Here is a 15033-nt window from a genome sequence, read left to right as displayed (position 1 = left end):
AATTACATTGTGCTTTCTACTAGTTTTTTCATAGACATATCAACTTCGTGAAAGAATACTTGCTCTTTTTCCTCGGTATTAAGATTTACAGCACAATGCAAATATTGCTGTAAATAGCGGTTAGCTTGTTCGTACTGTTTTAATTTGTAGAAAGAGAAACAAGTAAGAAGCAAGAATGCTTTTTCTTGTAATATTGGAACGACAGCTAGCACCGGAGTAATAGCGTGTATATTTGTTTTTGCTAAATTTTCATAAGACGCCCACACTTGAAACCAGTCGAAAATAGTAGAAAGGTAATTCGGAATGTTGATAGTTTCATGTGAAACATTATGCAATAACTGGTTCTGGTTCATATGTATAGGCTCTATTCTCGTTTGTAGAATGCAATCGAATATTGAAATGTTTTCTTGTATTTGTAACTGGTCTGTAATAAGCTGCGGGAGACCGATCGGGTGAACTCCGATGTTTATATAAAAACTATCTTCAAACTGGCTTTTTTGTATGTTAATGAGCTTATAAAATCCGTTTTCAGCTTTGCAAAATGTATGTCTTTTTTTCTTAAATCCAAGTGGTTTTAAAGCAGCGTGCAAATTTGTAATGAAATTTTTCTCCTCTTTAGAGTGAGGCTTACTCTTCGTCATATTCGTACGTAGTTAAGTTTTGTAAGAAACTCTCGAAATTAGGTGCTAATTCAATAATTTGCTCCATCTCATTATCGATAAATATAACTGGAGGATTTTCAGCAGTATTGCGATAGTCTAATGCAATCCACGTATGTCCGTCCCCAGATAAAAGTACGAGATTCTCAGGCATTTCCCATTCCTGAATTAAATAACGGCTCTCTAAAATACTAGATTCATTTTCATCAAAAGAAATGCCATATAAGCCAGAAACATTAACGTGATCGTCTGCCCAAGAATTCGGCTCTGAAGTAGGGTGAGCATCAAGGCGCAGTGTTCCTCCGTTTTGTTCTTTTAGCAGGTTTATGTACGATTCTGGAAGCTTTACGTTCAGTGCATCTTCTGCTTTTTTTATTAGTTCGTCGTTTATAGGTGCTAGTTTTAAATAATCATCTTCTGTCCAAATTGTAGTCTTCATATCGGAACTCCTCAAATAATAGTTTTAAGAATCTTATGTCATATATTATAGTTAGTTTAAATGCCGAGCGATAGAGGGAGAAATAAAATATGGATGTATTTGAATACCTTGATCATGTAAATTCTAAAGAAGACTTATTGAAATTTCTTGTACACCTTCAAAAAGATTTTAAAGTGAATAAAGATGAATGGGAGAACATAGAGGTAGAGAATTATTTAGATGCATTACACGGTTGGTTAGGTGCTTATGAAGGTGTTTATATAAATCAAGGGGAGAAGCTTCCAGAAAATATTCCATGGAAGTTTATTGCCCAGATGTTGTTCGTAGCAGCTTATTATGAATAAAATGGAATTTCCGAAAAATGGAATGGAGAAACTATTATGATGAACCACAATAAAATTAAACAACTTTTAGAACATGTAGATCGTGCTGAGGATAATGAAATTGAGTTAGAGTGTGAATTTGAATCAATCACAATAGAACTATTTAATAGTGAAGAGATAGAAGAAGGACAACTTGGTTATAGCGTGGATGGTGAAGGACAAAGTTTAATCGGAAATGAAGAAGGAGATTGGAAAGAAGGATGGATTGTAATTGGACTAGATTCATATCTTGGGGATCCAATCTTTGTAGATAGTAACACAGCTATGCATGGTGAGGGAGATTGGGAGCTGGAATGTATAGCGAAGCGTATAGAAGATATTATTGAGAAAGTGAAGGGGAATGTGCGAGAAATAAAATAGTATTTCAAAGTGATTAAGAGGGAGGAAATGTAGTATATATTCACTAAAAAAGATGTATAAAAATGATTTTGATGCATCCTTTTTAGTGAATATATAAAATAATTAACTTAGTGTATTAAAGATATGATACATGATTATTTTAATATATTTAAAAGTAAAATGAAATAAGAAACGGATAATTGTCGGAATATATTCGATTTCCGTTCATTTTTATGAAATATGTGTACTTTTTGTTAGATTCCTTCATTTTGTGCATATACAATAAATGTATATAGAAATAAGAAAAGGATGATGTACGTGAAGGACACTGTTTTACAAGAAACGATTTCTCCACAAGAATTACATAAAGTTGTTCAAAAGAATACAGCTTATTATGACTTTAAGTGGGGTAAAGTAGAAAATCCAGCGCAAGGGAATACATGGAATTGGGTAGCCTTTTTCTTCCCAACTTTTTGGTTAGCTTATCGAAAAATGTATAAGTTATTTATTATATTTGCGTTATTGGCTATACCTAGTATAGTTATACCCCCTTTTATAGATATTCCAGATGGGATTTATGTAACATTTAATTTAGCTCTTCAATTAGGAATGATGATATTTACTGGATGGCAAGGAAACCGTTTATATTACAAGCATGCTGTTCGTGTTTTTCGTAAGGGAGAAGATTCGTCTGATCATGAGAAGGCGTATTTCTTACAATCAAAGGGTGGCGTGAGTATTGCTGGTATGATTGGTTTACAGGTTATAGTCGGGATTGTGTTTGGGTTAGCTGCGTTCGGGCTGTCCTTTTTACCAACTGAACCGAATATTAAAAACGTTGTTCGTTCAAGCGGTGAAGGGGTTACTTTAGAGATTATGACTGATAATCCAACTTGGAAGTTTGTTAAGAAAGAAAAAGATTATGACGTAGTAGAGTTTACTGGTTATGATTATACAGAGAAGAAAAACGTGAAAATTAAATTTGCTGTTTATTTCGATGAAGATTATTTCGAGTGGCAAGAGATATATGAAAATAATAAGAAGTTAAGTGAAGAAGAATTAGAAGAATATCAAATTTACATTGAAGAAAATAATTGGGGGTTCTAGAGGGAACTCGTTCATTTTGAAAAGAAGAATCTTGCGAAGGTTCTTCTTTTGTTTATTAGGGGGAGAGAAATGATTTCAGCATTAATAGAAGCTCTAATAGGATCTATTAGTTTAAGTACGGGTTTACACACGAAAAAGATTGATGTTAACATACGTTACTTGCAGCAGTATGAATGGTTTCGAATGACATATGAAGACGAGAAGTATCGAAAGTTATTTATTACGAACTACAAAGTTCGCTAAGGGTTTGATTGCTCGTAAAAAAATAAAAATGCACAACGAAGATTTTTAAAATTAGTGGAAGAGCAAATAGAAAAACGGCATACGAATTGAAATTTTGTAAAATACAATAAAAAATGAGAATTTGAGGTAGGGTTGTCAATAACGTGAGACTATGGCACTATAAAGAAATGCTATACAAATTTTATTTATCGAGATGTAAACATCAATTTTGATTTTTACGTATAAATAATGAACGGAGGAAATAAATTTATGGCTACTTTACCAAATTGTCCAAAATGTAATTCAGAATATACGTATGAGGATGGCGTTCTTTTCGTATGTCCAGAATGTGCTCATGAGTGGGGCCAAGAAGCAGAAGCTGAAAATAATGATGGTGCAAAAGTTGTAAAAGATGCGAACGGAAACGTTCTTCAAGATGGCGACGCTGTTACTGTTATTAAAGATTTAAAAGTAAAAGGAACTTCTTCAGTTGTGAAGATCGGTACGAAAGTAAAGAGTATCCGTCTAGTTGATGGCGATCACGATATCGATTGCAAAATCGACGGTTTCGGAGCTATGAAGTTAAAATCACAGTTCGTTAAGAAGGCATAAGTAAATAGAAGAGGAGGCGAATAGCCTCCTCTTTTTATTATGTCACTTTTTGTCGGTAAGTCGATATTTCGTACAAAATCGTTGATATATTCTGAGTTATGATAGATATATTGAAAAAATCGTTAATATAATTTCATTCACCGTGAACTACGCACTATTTACCTCGCACCATAGTCAATTTCTTTCAATTGACATCGCTTATTAAAGAACGTTTTATATCCAAGCTGTAAAAAGATAATGACAGCAAAGGCAGTACTTCCAGAAATACCGAGTATGATGGCGATTTGATATTGAATGGCTGTGAATGGTGATACACCGGATAATATTTGACCAGTCATCATGCCTGGTAAGCTTATAATTCCCATTCCGACCATAGAATTAATTGTTGGTAAAATAGCAGAGTCAAAAGCGTCTCGAATGAGCGGAGCAGCAGCTTCTTTCGGTGTTGCGCCGAGCATAAGTGCACCTTCAATTTGACCTCTTTGCGATTTCATATTGTTTAAGAACGTATTTGCACCAAGAGAAACACCAGTCATGGCATTCCCAACTAACATTCCTGTAATAGGGACGATATATTGCGGAGCATACCAAGGGTCATGACCGATAATAACAAAGATAAATAGTAGAAGTGGCCCAATTGATCCGGCGACCATGGAAAGGGCGGCTACTCGTTTTAATTCTTTAGACATTGGGATGTTAACCCGTTTATAAATATTAAAAATTGCAAAGGTAGTAATAGAAGTGATGAGAGCGATTGTATAAAATGGATTACTGTTTTCAAATACGTATGTAAGGACATATGCAACAAGTACGAGCTGAATCGTCATACGGAATGTTGCGAGCGCGATTTGTTTTTCGCGAGGTATTCCTTTTAATTTTACAAGTCCAATTAAAATAAGAATGAAAATATAGGCAGCTGCAAGTTGCCAAATTTGGAGTTCAATAATGCCCTTCAACTGAGAGCACTTCCTTTCTAGTTGCACCCTTTGTTTTGCTAATTTCAATAATATCGTCTGCAATTTCTTTTGGAAGTTGTTGCGAGTGTGTGATGAAGATAACTGTTTTTTTCTTTTTTCGTGCTAGTTCAGTAAATTGTTTCATAACGCGGCGTTCTGTATCACTGTCTAATGCTGAAGTGGGTTCATCTAATAAATAGACAGGCGGATCCATAAGTACGATACGTGCAAAGGCAAGTCTTTGTTTTTCACCGCCGGATAATGAGGAGGTGCTATCTTCTAATTGCTTGTCTAAGCTAACGGTTTGTAATGCACTCCGCAGGGCATCATCATTTGGAAATGGTTTTTCAGAAAGACGAAGTCCCATTAATAGGTTGTCTTTAACGGTTCCATCAAAAATAGGTGGAGTTTGCCCAAGCATAACTACGTCACGACGTAATTGAATAGGGTGATAATCAGAAATTAACTTTCCGTTATATTCAATTGTACCGGATGTTGGGGATTGTAAATCGTTTAACATGCGAAGTAATGTGCTTTTTCCGCTTCCGCTTTCACCGATAATACAAGTAATCTTTTCTTTTTGAATCTGTAAATAAGGAATGTGTAGTATATCTTTATATATAACGTCTTTTAATATAAACATAAATCGCTCCTTTCTGATTCTAGTTATATCGTATCAAAAAAAGAGGGGAAAATGGTTATAACGAACAACGTTTTTTCTTCGTCTTGAGTTTTATTAATAAGTTAAGTAAACGATCTAATTCTTGGCTGAAAGAAATCACTTTATCATGAGTGAATCCGTATCGTTCAACGAGATAGATTAACTCTTTCTTTTTCGCTTCTATTCGATTGTTTAGTTTCGATAAGTTCATAAGTGGAATGTAATGCCTCCTACAAAAGTATTTATCACATAAAAAATAAGACCGAATGAATTCGGTCTTAAAGGAAATAATAAAACAACTTACAAATAGCATACAATGTTTATCAATATTTTTTAATATGAAAATGAAAAATAAATCATTATAAATATTGAGAAAGATGTGTCTGATAATTTTTAAAAACTGATGCAAAGAGGCTGCCTACATAGTAGACAGCCTGTAAAGTATTAACCTTTATGATATTTGTACATCCAAAGAAGACCAGATTTTAATAATCTCGGTACACGTCCCATTAATGGTTGGTTTGCTAGTAAACCAAAGCCGTGCTTCTTACCAAGAGATCCTAGAACACCTTTTAATTTAATAACAGGTAGTTCATCCGGGAGTGGTTCATTATTCCAACGTTTTAATAATATTTGGACAATTTGTTCTCCTTGACCTTCAGCCAGTTGGGCAGATGGTGCATGTGGAAGTGCTGCGCAATCTCCTACAACGTAAACATGATCGTTATTTGGAATATTATGATATTTAGTTAAGACAACCCGTCCGCTACCATCTTGTTCAACTGGAAGGTTTCGAACAACTTCATTTGCTTGAATACCAGCTGTCCAGACGATTGCATCACATTCAAGTGGTTCATCGTGGTTGTAGACAATATTTGGTTCTACTTTTGTAATGTTAGAGTTTCGTATAATGTTAACTTTATGCTTTACAAACCATTCTTCTACGTATCTACTTAATTTCTCTGGATATGGGAATAAAATTCTATCTTTTCGATCAAATAAATAGATTTTTAAATCAGAACGGCTTTCACGAAGTTCACTTGCTACTTCAACGCCACTTAAGCCAGCACCAACGACAGCTACTGTTGCATTTGGTTCTAGACTATTTAATTGTTCATATGTCTTACGTGTTTGTTCAATTGATTGTAGACTATGTGTATATTCTCTAGCTCCAGGAACGTTATGATATTTATCTTCACAGCCAAGTCCGATAATTAAATCATCATATTGGATCGCTTCGCCGCCATCAAGATGAACAGCTTTTTCTTCGAGGTCAATATTTGTTACTGTGCCGTATTGAATATTGAGGCGTGGGTGTTCAGGAAACGGTATACGAATATGCGTTTCTGAAATAGTACCCGCAACTAATGCATAATATTCAGTTTTGAAGCAATGATATGGTACTTTGTCGATTAATGTCACTTGTACATCATCTGGAAGTTGGTTGCTTGGAAGTAGCCTTTGCAGAATTCTCATTCCACCGTAGCCGCCACCTAGTATTACGAGGTGTTTCATGATGGATTACCCCTTTTCTGTTGAAATATCCCCTAATCATAAAATTTTATATTAATAAAATATTTTGACTTTACTCAATCAAATTATATCGAATTTGTGAACAAATAACAATGCATGAATGAATACTCTGTTGTACAATAAGAAGAAAAGTAAACTGTTATTCTTTTTAAGTTACTCTTTCATTGTAAGTAGCATGTTATATAGAAGAAATCATCTACTTTGAAGTGAAGTAATGAAGTAACTAAATAGTTTAGACTGTGTAACGAAAACAACAAGAAACAGCTTAGTTTTCTTCTTATAGATAAAGTGAAAAGGTAATTTGTTTTGTAGTACAGGGGGGAGAATTTTGATTAAACCATTAATTGAATTTTGTGTAGGTAACCTTGCAAGTGGTTCACAAGCAGCTCTAGAAAAATTAGAAAAAGATCCGAATTTAGATGTAATGGAGTATGGTTGTTTAGGATATTGTGGCATTTGTTTTGAAGGACCATTTGCACTTGTAAATGGTGAAGTTGTACAAGGTGCAACAGTAGAAGAGCTTGTTAATAATGTATATGAGTATTTGGATGAAAATCCAATGTTTTAAGGTGTTGCGAATTAGCAGCACCTTTTTCATTAGATAAAACTTTATTTCGTGGGGAAGACTAATACTGAGTATTAGTCTTCCCCAATCGAAAATAGTAGGATAAATAAAAAAAGGCCCTTTTTAGAAGGGCTTTTTTCTTACACAAATTGTGTAAGAGTGGCTCATCGCCAAACGTTGTCAAATATGAGAAACGGGGGACATTCATATTGTGTTCTAAAAGCATGCATTTTATACTTAACATAACAAATTATTTTTGGAGTGAATATAAATGAGCCAATTTTCTTTTACAAAAATGCATGGTCTTGGCAATAGTTATATATATGTAAATATGTTTGAAGAGCAAATTCCTGAAGAAGATTTAGCCCTTGTGGCCGAAAAGGTTTCAAATATTAATACTGGTATTGGAGCAGACGGGATGATTTTAATTTGCCCTTCAGACGTAGCTCCGGTGAAGATGCGTATGTTTAATAATGATGGTTCTGAAGGAAAGAGCTGTGGTAACGGTTTACGCTGCGTAGCGAAATATGCGTATGAGCATAAACTAGTAGAAGAAACAGTTTTCACAATTGAAACGTTAGCTGGTATTGTAACGGCTGAAGTAACAGTAGAAGCTGGTGTCGTGACATTAGCAAAAATCGATATGGGAGCACCGCGTCTAACACGTGCAGAAATACCGATGCTTGGTGAAGGTGAAACACCATTTATCCGTGAAAACTTCTTATACAATAATCATCGTTATGCATTTACAGCTGTTTCAATGGGAAATCCGCATGCGGTTATTTTTGTTGATGATGTAGAAAAAGCACCTCTTACAACACTTGGACCAGTTCTCGAGACACATGAAATGTTCCCAGAGCGAGTAAATGTTGAGTTTATCGAAATTTTGAATGATGACGAGATGAACTTCCGCGTTTGGGAACGTGGATCTGGTGTAACGCAAGCTTGCGGAACAGGAGCGTGCGCTGCAGTTGTAGCTGCTATTTTAAATGGAAAGATGGAACGTGGTAAGGAAATTACAGTCCATTTAGCTGGCGGCGATTTAATGATTGCGTGGACTGAAGAAGGAAACGTGTTGATGAAAGGACCTGCGGAAGTAATTTGCCGCGGAGTGTATGAGTACAAGATAGAAGCGTAAAGATGTATAATGGACTAAGAACAGAAAGGAAGGTGTATTTCATGATTGAAGTAACAGAACAAGCAGCTTTTCAAATTAAAGATATGTTAAAAGATGCTGAAGATGGAGAGAAGTATGTGCGCCTTGCTGTACACGGCGGCGGATGTAGCGGTCTTTCTTACGGCTTAGGATTTGAAGTAGAACCAAAAGAAGACGACACAGTTCTTGAGTTTTTCGGTGTTGAATTTGTTATCGATACAGAAAGTGCTCCAATTGTTAAAGGAGTAAAAATTGACTATAAACAATCTATGCTTGGCGGCGGATTCACAATCGACAATCCAAACGCAATCGCATCATGCGGATGTGGATCATCTTTCCGTACAGCATCGAATGCTGGTAAGCCAGAAGAGTGCTAAGTTTTTAGCCAAAAAAGAAAAGACCTTTTTAGCGATGGAATAAAATCGTTAGAAAGGTCTTTTCTTTTTGCGTTAAAACAGAAAATGCATGTAAAGTTACTTTGGATTTTAATTTAAATGTTATTATATATGGTATATATGATTAATGCTGTGAATTCGAGATTCATATTGTTCATTTTAAGATAAGATTATGTAGAAAAAATGTAAATGATTAGCAAAAATATACTATTTATTAGTTATATTTAATTTTAATATTTGTAACGAAGATGATTGGGGATTATGTTCGGACTAGTTGTAAATGCATCGGTTATTACTAATAGGTAGATTTATGCAGCACGATTGGTTCAACTAATAATCAGTGGGGAAGAAGAAAACCCCCCACTGATTAAAGTTTCACTTTATACAAAAAAGGTGCATGAGCGAGAAGGCTATAGCAAATTGTATAGAACTGAATAGTTCCGTATTAATTAAAATACGTTGATTACTAGATATAAAAAAACACCGGGGGGATTAGAGTGAAGTCATTTAAGAGAGTACTTATAGTAGGGATGGCGTTGACTACAGTATCGATTTTGGGAGCTTGTTCTAGCGATACAGACGTATTAACAAAAGCAGGAGCAAAGCAACCAGCGAAGGCGGAAGGTGAAGTACTAAAAGATCAGAAGAAAACACCTATGACTACGAGCAAACGTGAAAGTATTAAAAATGAGGATGCACCATCATCACAAAAGCGTTATATTTCTCATGATGAATTTCAACAGATTGAGGAAGGTATGACGTATACGGATATTCTTAATACGATTGACTATGGTGGTGAGAACATAAAACATTATAATAACCATGAAAAACGCGTATTTTATACTGAAAAAGATACGGATGGTACATATGAAATTATGGTTGAATTAAATACATATGGTTATGTTGTAAATATTGAACGTACTGCTATAAAGGATGAAGATAAAGATACAGATAAAGAGAATCAGGTATTTACGAAACGTAGTGAAGAGCCTGTAAAGGAATATGAAGAAAAAAACGATCGTGTACCGTGGTATAAAGATGTAAATAACAATTCGGCAGCAGTAAGTTACAATCATTATTTGAAAATCAAAAAAGGTATGGCCGCGAATCAGGTAAAAGCTGCAATTGGACAGCCACATGTGATTGAGAAATATAAATCTTATTCAGTATATGACTATACTGGTTATGGTGGAGAAGGATCATTACGTGTAATCTTTGAACCGAATGGAACTGTTACGGATGTAGTGGAAGACGGTTTACCACGATAATAAATTAGTTACGGGAAGAATTGTAGTAAAGTTGTCTTTGATTTTATAAAGTTTTTGGGAGCATCTCCGAATATAGGTGAAAAAATAATTCTCTTAGCTATGTTAACTACAGTATTAGTATTTACCGAAGTTTCTTCCAAATTCAATAGCGTTATCGTGGATGTTGTTGTCGTATTATCTTTGTTGATATATACCGCAGTAGGGCAGCAATTGTAACTGGACGTAAAAGGACACGGAGGAGTAGCAGCCTCCTTTTGAAAGAAGGAGGAAAATATGATGGAGGATATTCTTGAATTCATAAGGAGATACGTAATTAAACCTATTATTAGTTTAGTAAGATATCTTGTAATAGAGATTATAATTGAAGGCATAATAGAAGGCGTAATAAACGGTATAAGGAAATTACGTGATAAGTGGCAGAATTGGCGTGAAAGACGTTATTGGCGGTAGTGTAGCTGATGAGCGTGCGAAACAAAAACGTTATACAGAAATTTAATGTAATGACAATTTCTAAAGTGAAGAAATAATTATTATCTTACAAAAGTGTAATGTTCATGTCATGTTTTTGAATTTCTTCTTTAAGCTCCGGGCTTTAAGATAAGAATATAAGAAAAAACATATGAGGTGAAGGAAATGAAAAGATATATTGCACTGTTTAGTATTTTAGTTGTATTCGCAAGCCTTTTAGTTGGTTGTGATATTAATCGTTTAGGAAAAGATGAGTATTACGTTCAAGTTACAGCTGATGGAATTGAAAAAAATGAGAAGTTTGATAACGGAGAGCCACATAAATATTTCGAGTATAAATTAAAAGGATTCGATAAAGACGGTAAAGAGAAAGAATTAGAATTCATAGCTCAAAAAAATCTTCGTAAAGAAGCATTCCTACGCGTATACCACTCAGATAAAAAAGGTGTAACAGCTTGGGAAGAAGTGAAAAAAGACGAGCTCCCAGCGAAAGTGAAAGAAAAACTAAGTGTGAAATAAGACAGATAAAAAGGAATTGACGAACAGGGTCAATTCCTTTTTTTGTTTTCAAATTCTTCTTCTGAAATGACTTTAAATCCGTGTCTTTTAAATAAAGCAGTTGTCACTCCGAAACCAGTTTGCTTATTACCGTTAAATTCTCCAGTGTAAATCGTAGAACTACCACAAGATGGGCTGCGTTCTTTTAAAATAATATATTCTGGGTGTAAATCTTTAATTTGTTCTAATGCTTTATAAGCACCATTTACGAAAGCTGCTGTGACATCTTCACCATTTTTTGTTATCACTTTCGCTTTTCCGTCTAAAACGTCGTCGCCATTCCCGCCAATAATTTCAGCGGAAGGACGAGGTGTTGGTAGTCCTCCTAATACTTCAGGGCAAATGAGGACTGTATCTTCTTTTTGCAGAAGCTCCTCTATTTTTGAAACGAGATTGTCATTCCCGTCATAACGGCAAGCAATCCCACCTAAACAAGCGCTAATTACGATCATATTTTCATCTCCATTAAAAAATATTAACTATCACGCCAATTTCGCTTCCTGCCTCTTACTTATAAATGAGGTGATATAAATGGGAAGCTTATATAATTTAATGAAACCATATAGTGAATTTCGAAGTAAAGAAGAGTTTAATACATATCAAAAACAAGTTTTGAAGTGCTACCGATTTCAATTGAATAAAACTGATTCTATCATTATTCATTTTTTAGGAAAATATGCGGTGAATGAGAAACAAAAAACAGTAGGGGTTGCTTGTCCATTAATGGGGACGATTGCGACGAATGTTGGAAAGAGTATTCGTACAGTACGCCGTTCAATTGCAAAGTTAGAGGAACTAGGAATTATAAAGCGTGTTGCAACAAAAGAAAGGCATAAACGCGGCGGGTATAGTGCAAACTTATATGTATTTCTTACATCTGCGATTGACCGCATGGATGACCGTATGAAAATGTCCGCTTGTAAAACTGAGGATAATGCAACTGGCTGTAGTAAAAATGAGCAAAAAATTGCTGGGGAAACAATTCTTTCTAAAAACATTTCGCAAATAAAAGAGAAAAGAAAAGGAACGTATGAGCTTGATGAGACGTATTCCCGTCATGATATACCGAAGCCTTTTATATACGCACTGGTGCCGATGACGAGTAATCCGAAGAAAATTAATATATTTTGGAGTAAGGTCGAGCTTGCGTATAAAAAGAGTGGGTTATTAGAACAAGGTGTTTTACTAGAGCAAATATTAGCTGACGAAGAAGTGTATGGAAATTTAATTTGGCGCGTGAAAAGTGTTGTAAGAGCATATAAATATGGGGAAATTCGTAAAGACATTGGGGCACTTTTATACAGTACAGTGCGAGATTTATTTTTAGAGGTTGGATTAGAATGGGGAGCAGCATTAAGGAGAAGTAAGGGAATATCACTATTTGATCCATTCAAAAAAGAGCCATGCGTATAATACATGACTCTAAGTGGCTAATCGAACTTCCTTACAACTGGAACACGAATCGCTACAAATAGTACGAAGACGATAACAGCTATTGCACCACTTTTCATAACGGTTACGATTGGAATTCCCATTGCAAGTGCAAGTGATGTGAATGCATAAGAGAGCGGGATAAAGCCCATTGATGATAGCATAAGTAAACTCATTACGCGTCCCATCATTTCTTCTTTTACTGTCGATTGAATCATTGCCATAAGCGGTACAATCGCCATTGCGATTGTAATACCATAAAACATGCCGGCTAATAGTGCTTGCCAAAGTACGGTGCTAAAGTTGATGGCTAAGAAGAATACACCAGACAATAGCATCATGATAATACAAAATAGACCGCGTCTACGATTAATATTTTTTAAACCTACAATGATAGCACCGATTGCCATTCCGCCGCCTACAGATGCTTCTAAGTAACTAAACTGGAGCGAATCACCATGCAGAACGTTTTTAACAAAAAGCGGGAAACCAACTTGCATCGGGCCGATTAAAAATAAGTTTAAAAAAGCGCTACAAATAAGGAAAGTTGAAAGGAATGGCGATTCCTTTACATATAAGATTCCTTCTTTAATGGAAGTGAACATACCTTTATCTGTATCTTTTTGTTCTGGTATCGTAAATTGTATTTTTTGAACGAGTATGGCAGCGAAAATTAGTAATAAAATCGTAATGGAAAAGATTGTCTCATAGTTCGTAAATTTAATGAGAATACCACCAAGTACAGGGCCTAAGATGACCGATGCTTGGTTCGTCATTTGTGTAAGTGAATTTGCTTGTGTTAACCGGCTTTTTTCTACCAATTCCGGTAAGATAGATCCATCTGCTGACCAGAAGAAAGCATCAGCAAGTCCAAAGAATAAAGCGAATAAAGCAAATGTATATAGTGTTACATCACCGACAATGAACCATGTGAGAATGGTTGCGACAAGAATCGCTCGAATGATATTGGAGTAAAACATAATGTTTTTTTTCGGGAATTTATCAGCTACAGCGCCGCCGACAATCATAAAAATAAGCCTTGGAACACTAAGGGCTACGAAAACAACACCGAGTGAAGCTTCAAGGTTTAATGTTTTTGCTATGTACCACGTTTGTGAAAAAGTAAAAAAGGCTAAAGCAAAGCTTGAAAAAAGAGTAGCTGCCCAAAGAAAAAGGAAATTCGTATTTTTTAATAACGGTTTTCCGCTTCCTTCTAAAGCAGTTTTATTTTGTTGTAGTTCCTCCATATTGCTTCCTTTCTATGTGACGAATTTAAACTAAAAAACTTATTAACAATCGTTTTATACAGTTTCTAATATTTCTATACTGCACTTTCTCATTGTAGACAATAATAATGAATTTGCCCAGTAGCTATTTAACGACAAAAAAAGATGCCGAATGGGCATCTTTTTTTAGGCTAACGCAATATAAATATCCAATTGAACGTTGTTTGGATCTAACGCTCTTTCATCGTAAAGCTCAAAGTCTGTTGTGAAGGCACGTTTATTTTCTTTCGACCATTTCCAAATATATTCCCAAGCTTCACAAACGACTTCGGCAACTGGTCCCTTTCTTGTTGTAAATACCGCATATGTAGCGGCAGGTATTGTTAAAGTTGTCATATTTTCAGGAACGTCTTTTAGTGAAGAAACTGGCATACCGATTGTAAATGTATATGTACCAGTTTCATCTGATTCGTAGTTTGAGTAGAAAGCGAATGTTTCTTTCGTTTGTTGATTTGGGATGTGATGCATCATTTGTTCTTGAAAGTATCGGTTCCAAAGTTGTGGAATGTTTCCTTCAGTAGATGCCTCTTTTTCATTAGTCGTCGTAACCGAAACGCCGATTGCGTGGAAAGCTTCTTTTTTTACGATAATAGGTTCGTGTAGCATAAAAAATTCCTCCTTCTTTTAAAAAAAGAACATTTGTTCTTGTTTTAATATAACATATTTTTACATGTAACGGTTGTTATTTTTAGAAAATTTTAATCATAAAAAACAAACTGAAAATAACTAAAAAATGGTAAATTTTCTATTGTATGTATAAATAGGATGAGGAGTATGTTAAAATTTTTAAGTATCCTTTAACTGTTATATAAACCTATACAGCACGGTGTTTTTACTATATTAAAAGTATGGTAAAGGTTTGTATAAGTGTCCGGTATATATGCTATTTTTGATAAATTAAAATAGTAATATTCTATGAGATTTATATTGTTGACATTGGGATTTCAACGATACATTTTCGTAGGTCGGATTGTTGCGAGTGGATATATATTGCT

19 protein-coding genes and 2 pseudogenes are annotated in these 15033 nt (G+C 34.9%); 12 read left to right on the top strand and 9 right to left on the bottom strand.

The window, feature by feature from the left end:
• Nucleotides 1-2: 2 nt before the first annotated feature.
• Entirely contained in the window at nucleotides 3-641 is a 639-nt protein-coding gene (locus MHB52_RS25570) for a DUF4304 domain-containing protein (RefSeq protein ID WP_016118822.1), read from the bottom strand.
• Complete coding sequence (locus tag MHB52_RS25565; RefSeq protein ID WP_002001370.1) at nucleotides 628-1098, bottom strand: SMI1/KNR4 family protein; 471 nt, start codon at nucleotides 1096-1098, stop codon at nucleotides 628-630. Before MHB52_RS25565 ends, MHB52_RS25570 begins: the two co-directional genes overlap by 14 nt.
• Nucleotides 1099-1187: 89 nt before the next feature.
• Here MHB52_RS25565 and MHB52_RS25560 point away from each other — a divergent pair, with 89 nt between their 5' ends.
• The 5 genes and pseudogenes from MHB52_RS25560 (at nucleotide 1188) to phnA (ending at nucleotide 3761) form a co-directional block, all read left to right on the top strand.
• Nucleotides 1188-1442: a DUF7660 family protein gene (locus tag MHB52_RS25560; RefSeq protein ID WP_061663191.1), complete on the top strand. Its 255-nt coding sequence runs from the start codon at nucleotides 1188-1190 to the stop codon at nucleotides 1440-1442.
• 36 nt (nucleotides 1443-1478) lie between these two features.
• Nucleotides 1479-1841, top strand: coding sequence for a hypothetical protein (locus MHB52_RS25555; RefSeq protein WP_061663192.1), 363 nt, complete (start codon nucleotides 1479-1481; stop codon nucleotides 1839-1841).
• A gap of 288 nt (nucleotides 1842-2129) precedes the next feature.
• Nucleotides 2130-2927 carry a DUF2628 domain-containing protein gene (locus tag MHB52_RS25550; protein ID WP_002001368.1) on the top strand — a complete coding sequence of 266 codons (798 nt, stop codon included), beginning with the start codon at nucleotides 2130-2132 and terminating at the stop codon, nucleotides 2925-2927.
• Between the two features lie 69 nt (nucleotides 2928-2996).
• Nucleotides 2997-3260 (top strand): annotated as a pseudogene (locus MHB52_RS25545) (hypothetical protein).
• A gap of 159 nt (nucleotides 3261-3419) precedes the next feature.
• Entirely contained in the window at nucleotides 3420-3761 is a 342-nt protein-coding gene (gene phnA / locus MHB52_RS25540; protein ID WP_000212737.1) for an alkylphosphonate utilization operon protein PhnA, read from the top strand.
• Nucleotides 3762-3919: 158 nt separating this feature from the next.
• On the opposite strand, the gene MHB52_RS25535 is transcribed toward phnA, so the two are convergent.
• The 4 genes from MHB52_RS25535 to MHB52_RS25520 all read right to left on the bottom strand — a co-directional run bounded on the left by MHB52_RS25535 (nucleotide 3920) and on the right by MHB52_RS25520 (nucleotide 6893).
• Nucleotides 3920-4717 (bottom strand): ABC transporter permease, encoded by a 798-nt coding sequence (locus tag MHB52_RS25535; protein WP_044794978.1) that lies wholly within the window; start codon nucleotides 4715-4717, stop codon nucleotides 3920-3922.
• The gene (locus tag MHB52_RS25530) at nucleotides 4701-5360 is read right to left on the bottom strand and encodes an ABC transporter ATP-binding protein (RefSeq protein ID WP_000470262.1); all 660 of its coding nucleotides are present in this window, start codon (nucleotides 5358-5360) and stop codon (nucleotides 4701-4703) included. Before MHB52_RS25530 ends, MHB52_RS25535 begins: the two co-directional genes overlap by 17 nt.
• Before the next feature lie 55 nt (nucleotides 5361-5415).
• The gene (locus tag MHB52_RS25525) at nucleotides 5416-5589 is read right to left on the bottom strand and encodes an aspartyl-phosphate phosphatase Spo0E family protein (RefSeq protein ID WP_001054089.1); all 174 of its coding nucleotides are present in this window, start codon (nucleotides 5587-5589) and stop codon (nucleotides 5416-5418) included.
• A gap of 233 nt (nucleotides 5590-5822) precedes the next feature.
• Nucleotides 5823-6893, bottom strand: coding sequence for an NAD(P)/FAD-dependent oxidoreductase (locus MHB52_RS25520; protein WP_000682077.1), 1071 nt, complete (start codon nucleotides 6891-6893; stop codon nucleotides 5823-5825).
• 346 nt (nucleotides 6894-7239) lie between these two features.
• Here MHB52_RS25520 and MHB52_RS25515 point away from each other — a divergent pair, with 346 nt between their 5' ends.
• The 6 genes and pseudogenes from MHB52_RS25515 to MHB52_RS25490 all read left to right on the top strand — a co-directional run bounded on the left by MHB52_RS25515 (nucleotide 7240) and on the right by MHB52_RS25490 (nucleotide 11282).
• Nucleotides 7240-7479, top strand: a complete 240-nt coding sequence (locus MHB52_RS25515; protein ID WP_000595026.1) for a YuzB family protein — start codon at nucleotides 7240-7242, stop codon at nucleotides 7477-7479.
• Nucleotides 7480-7747: 268 nt separating this feature from the next.
• Nucleotides 7748-8614 carry a diaminopimelate epimerase gene (dapF, locus tag MHB52_RS25510; protein WP_000077391.1) on the top strand — a complete coding sequence of 289 codons (867 nt, stop codon included), beginning with the start codon at nucleotides 7748-7750 and terminating at the stop codon, nucleotides 8612-8614.
• Nucleotides 8615-8655: 41 nt separating this feature from the next.
• A complete protein-coding gene (locus MHB52_RS25505) occupies nucleotides 8656-9009 on the top strand; it encodes a HesB/IscA family protein (RefSeq protein ID WP_000573825.1) in 354 nt (117 codons plus the stop codon).
• A 515-nt stretch (nucleotides 9010-9524) separates the two neighbouring features.
• A complete protein-coding gene (locus MHB52_RS25500) occupies nucleotides 9525-10295 on the top strand; it encodes a hypothetical protein (RefSeq protein WP_000834601.1) in 771 nt (256 codons plus the stop codon).
• A 409-nt stretch (nucleotides 10296-10704) separates the two neighbouring features.
• Nucleotides 10705-10788, top strand: a pseudogene (locus tag MHB52_RS25495) (methyltransferase); the annotation flags it as partial.
• Nucleotides 10789-10928: 140 nt separating this feature from the next.
• The gene (locus MHB52_RS25490; RefSeq protein ID WP_000833122.1) at nucleotides 10929-11282 is read left to right on the top strand and encodes a YxeA family protein; all 354 of its coding nucleotides are present in this window, start codon (nucleotides 10929-10931) and stop codon (nucleotides 11280-11282) included.
• A gap of 29 nt (nucleotides 11283-11311) precedes the next feature.
• Here MHB52_RS25490 and MHB52_RS25485 read toward each other — a convergent pair whose 3' ends face one another.
• Nucleotides 11312-11773 carry a DUF523 domain-containing protein gene (locus MHB52_RS25485; protein ID WP_000635484.1) on the bottom strand — a complete coding sequence of 154 codons (462 nt, stop codon included), beginning with the start codon at nucleotides 11771-11773 and terminating at the stop codon, nucleotides 11312-11314.
• Nucleotides 11774-11852: 79 nt separating this feature from the next.
• On the opposite strand from MHB52_RS25485, the gene MHB52_RS25480 reads away from it, so the two are divergent.
• Nucleotides 11853-12734: a helix-turn-helix domain-containing protein gene (locus MHB52_RS25480; protein WP_044797485.1), complete on the top strand. Its 882-nt coding sequence runs from the start codon at nucleotides 11853-11855 to the stop codon at nucleotides 12732-12734.
• Between the two features lie 17 nt (nucleotides 12735-12751).
• Here the strand turns inward: MHB52_RS25480 and MHB52_RS25475 are convergent, their stop codons facing one another.
• Together MHB52_RS25475 and MHB52_RS25470 are read right to left on the bottom strand one after the other, a co-directional pair.
• Nucleotides 12752-13999, bottom strand: a complete 1248-nt coding sequence (locus MHB52_RS25475; protein WP_061663193.1) for an MFS transporter — start codon at nucleotides 13997-13999, stop codon at nucleotides 12752-12754.
• A gap of 165 nt (nucleotides 14000-14164) precedes the next feature.
• Nucleotides 14165-14644: a GyrI-like domain-containing protein gene (locus MHB52_RS25470; protein ID WP_044797484.1), complete on the bottom strand. Its 480-nt coding sequence runs from the start codon at nucleotides 14642-14644 to the stop codon at nucleotides 14165-14167.
• Nucleotides 14645-15033: the final 389 nt, after the last annotated feature.

This window comes from Bacillus sp. FSL K6-0073 (genome assembly GCF_038006085.1).
In the GTDB taxonomy this organism is placed as follows: Bacteria; Bacillota; Bacilli; order Bacillales; family Bacillaceae_G; genus Bacillus_A; species Bacillus_A cereus.
This window is presented reverse-complemented; position numbering and strand designations above follow the sequence as displayed.